We start from the raw sequence: 3,850 nt of genomic DNA, 5'->3' as shown, positions 1-3,850 counted from the left end.
CAGCGTGCCCGAGGAGGGCAGCGTGTTCTGGTTCGAGCTGGCGCTGCCGGTGCTGGAGACGGGGGCGGGTACCGCGCGCGTCGAGCGCAGCGCGGTCGGCTATGCCGGCGCGCCGCGCAGCGTGCTGATCGTCGACGACATCGCCGAGAACCGCGAGATGCTGGCCTGGCTGCTGCGCCTGCTCGGCTTCCAGATCGACGAGGCCGACAACGGGCAGACGGCGGTGGTGCGGGCGCAGGCGAAGCGGCCGGACCTGATCCTGATGGACCTGATGATGCCGGTGATGGACGGGCTGCAGGCGACGCGGCGCATCCGCGAGGACGCGGGGCTGAAGACCGTGCCGATCATCGCGATCTCGGCCAGCGTGACGGCCGAGGACCGGCAGAAGTGGGTCGCCTCGGGCGGCAACGGCTTCGAGGCCAAGCCGGTGCGCCGTGAGAGCCTGCTGCGCCAGATCGGTGAGCTGCTGGACCTGACCTGGATCTACCGCGAAGACGACGGCGCGGCGGGTGCGCTGCCGGCGCAAGGCGAGCCGCTGGCGCCGGAGTCGATTCCGGATGCGCAGGAGCTGCAGGAACTGCACCGGCTGACGCGGGCCGGCAACATGGCGGCGATCTGCGACGAAGCGCAGCGGCTCGCGCAGGCTGATGCGCGCTACCGGCCGTTCGCCGAGCGGGTGCGGCGCCTCGCGAACGACTACCAGGTGCGGGCGCTGGGCACGCTGGTGAAGGAGAGCCTCGCGCGCCGGCAGGAGTGAGGCGGGTCAGGCCAGCGCCACCTCGGCCRTTGCAGCGACCGCCAGCGCCGCGATGCCGGCCTGCGCCACCAGCCCGTCCACGTCCATCAGGATCAGCATGCGCTGGTGGCTGCTGACCAGCCGCTCCTGCAGGCCGCCCGGCCGCGCGAGCGATTGCACGCGGGCGCTGGCGACCTCGAACACCGGACCGAGCTCGTCCACCCGCATCGCGAAGCGCTGCCCGCCCGACCCCTGCGCCACCACCAGCGGCGCCTGCGGATCGGCCGCCGGGCCGGTGCCGCGCAGCACGCCCAGGTCGACCACCGGCAGCAGCCGGCCTTCGAACTCCAGCATGCCGAGCAGATGCGCCGGTGCGTTCGGCAGCGCGGCGATGCGCGGCTGCTGCAAGGCCTGCAACGCCATCGCCGACGGCACGCCCAGCCACTGGCCGCCGCACAGGAAGCTGGCGATCGACACCACCGGCTCCTTGCCGCGCGGCGGCGTGGCGGCGTTGTCGAACACCACCGGCGCGGCCGCGGCCTGCGCCTGCATCGCGCCCAGCTTCAGCAGCGCCACCGACAGCAGGTCGCGCGGGCCGATGCTGCCATCGGCGTGGTACTCGCGGTAGCCGCCCGAGACGCTGCAGCCGGCGCTGCAGGCGACGCCGTCGAGGTGAATCACGGCGCTGGCCGACGCGCCCCGCGCGAGCGAGCGCCAGTCGGTGGGCACCGCCCAGTCGCTGCCGACCGGCCAGCGCGCCGGGTCGCTGCTCGCGACCACTGCGCCGGCACGCGTCAGCAGCAGCGCCGCTGCGCCGTGCGAGGGTTCGCCCTGCGCATCGAGCGGCAGCGCATCGCGCAGCATCGCGGCGAACTGCGGCTCGCCGTCGAAGACGATCGCGATGCCGCCGACCACGGTCGCGGTGCCGTCGTTCGCTCGCAGCGCCGCCCCGTGCACGAAGGTCGGCCGCCCACCGTACAGATCGCTCGCCGCATGCGCCGATTCGACGTGCTGCTGCGGATCGCGCAGTGCCAGCGTCTCGCGCACCCACGGCGCGTCGAGCACGCTGCCGCAACGCGCCTGCTCGGCCGGGTCCGACACCGCGACGATGCGCCCGTCGGTGTCGAACAGCACCAGCAGCGCGTACACCGTGTAGAGCCCGTTGATGCGTTGCAGCACGGCGGCGGCACGCTGCGCATCACGTTCACCCGCCGGCTGCGACAGCACGCCGCGCAGCACGCCGTCGAGCGCCCACCAGCGGCAGTCGTTCGCGCGTTCGTAGAGGTTGCGGTCGACGATGTCGATCGCGAGCCGCGCGTGGTGGCGCGCTTCGTCGAACACCGCGTTCAGCGTCGAGCGGTGCAGGTTCGCGATCGCCTGCTCGAACACCTGGCGGATGCGCTCGCCGGTCTGGCCGACCTCGCGCAGCAGCGTCGCGGCGAAGGCGCTCGACGTGCCTTCGCCGGCCGGCCGCAGGCGGCCGTTCCACAGCACGCGCGACAGGTCGCGCTGGATGTGGCGAGCCTGCACGGGGATGGTGCGCAGCGCCTCGCCGAACAGCTCGCGGGTGTCGAGGCGGGCCAGCAGGTCGTCGTCGGCCGTGGTGTCGTGCAGGTCCTCCTGCAGCTCGGCGGTGTCGAAGGCCTGGTCCACCGGCACCAGCGCACGCGCCGACCAGCCGGGGCCCGCGTAGCCTTCGTAGCCGCTCGCGGCGGCATGCACCATCAGGTACTCGCGTCCGGCGAAGCGGGTGAGCTGCCGGGCTGCCGTGGACGTCGCCGGCGGCAACGGCGCGCCGACCGGCACCTGCCACGGGTCGGACGAGGCCAGCACCGCGTCGGCGCCATCGGTCAGCACGATCACGCTGCGGTCGCGCGGCTCCAGCAGCTGYGAGAAGATCGCGCGCATCTCGTCGTCGAAGCGGAACGACAGGCACAGCACGCCCGCGATGCGCTCGTCGACGCGGATCGCCGCCGCGTACAGCAGCGCGCGCCGGCCGCCCATCAGCGCGGAAGGGCCGAAGTGCTCGACATACGGGCCGCCCTGCAGCGCCTGCGCGAGCCAGGGCTCGCGGCTGCCGGGGCCGGCCTCGATCGAATCGTCGAGCCGTGCCAGCACGCGGCCGTCCGGTGCCAGCGCGATCACGTCGTCATAGACGGTGTACTTGGCCGCGTACTCGGCGAAGCGGGCCTGCAGCGCGCGCAGTGCGGCAGCATCCACCCCGTCGGCGCCGAGGCTCGCGCGCACCACCTCGCGCAGCTGCGAATCGGTGCTCAGGAAGCCGATGTCGGCGGTGCGCTCGAACAGGTTGCGCACCAGGATGTCGATCGCCACCTGCGCCTGGCTGCGCATGCGCTGCGCGACGTTCGACAGCAGCGTGCGGCCGAGGCTGTCGAGCAGGTCCTCCGACAGCGACTGGAAGGCCGCGCGCGTCGCGCCGATGTCGGGCAGCGTGCCGCTCATCTGGCCGAGCATCGACAGGCTGTCCCACACCCCCTGCAGCCGCAGCAGCGACTCGCGGTATTCGTCCACCGCGGGCATGCGCGACACCAGCGGGGCCACTTCGGGCGAGAAGGGCATCCCGCGGCGCCAGATCTTTTTCATTGTTCGTCCTGAGGATTCAAGTGGGTTCGTGAGACATCCGCCCCGCTCTCGGGACCCCGCCGGTGCAAACGTTCTCAAGATTGAGAATCGGCCGATCCGACGCCAGGTACACCTGGACTTTCGTGAAACGGATCACGCTTGCGCATGACGCGACAGGAAGGGGTCCGATGCGGCTCGGGCGGGCTGCTCCGGCGTCAGCCTCGCGTCAGTCTCGGGGCCGTCGCGACCCCGCCTCGACCCGTTTTCGCAAGTGTGCGAATCGGCCACGCGAAGCTTCTCGTTTTTGAGGCATCAGGCGTGACTGAGAGTTCATGAGCTTGTTTTTTCGTGCGATGACGAGACTGAGCTGCATCGGGTCCTGCATCGGACCTTGCACCCAAAGGAGAGATCGCCATGCAGATTCAAGTCCTCACCGTCCTGGCCCGCCACGAACATGTCCAGGCCCTGATGTCGCCGGTGCTCGAAGGCCGCGTCCAGGAAGCCGTCTCGAAGGCCGAAGAGCTGCTGGGC

The 3,850-nt window shown here is 71.7% G+C and carries 2 protein-coding genes; one reads left to right on the top strand and one right to left on the bottom strand.

The genetic code is table 11. From position 1 onward, the window contains the following. A partial coding sequence (locus AC1D15_RS21225) for a response regulator (RefSeq protein WP_477827528.1) occupies positions 1–757 on the top strand: 757 nt, incomplete at its 5' end. Between the two features lie 6 nt (positions 758–763). Here the strand turns inward: AC1D15_RS21225 and AC1D15_RS21220 are convergent. Next, positions 764–3,340: a chemotaxis protein CheW gene (locus tag AC1D15_RS21220; protein WP_477827527.1), complete on the bottom strand. Its 2,577-nt coding sequence runs from the start codon at positions 3,338–3,340 to the stop codon at positions 764–766. Positions 3,341–3,850: the final 510 nt, after the last annotated feature.

The sequence above is a fragment of the Rhizobacter sp. P2_H2 genome, assembly GCF_056403375.1.
The sequence above is the reverse complement of the archived record's forward strand: the minus strand, read 5'-3'. Positions and strand labels throughout refer to the sequence as shown.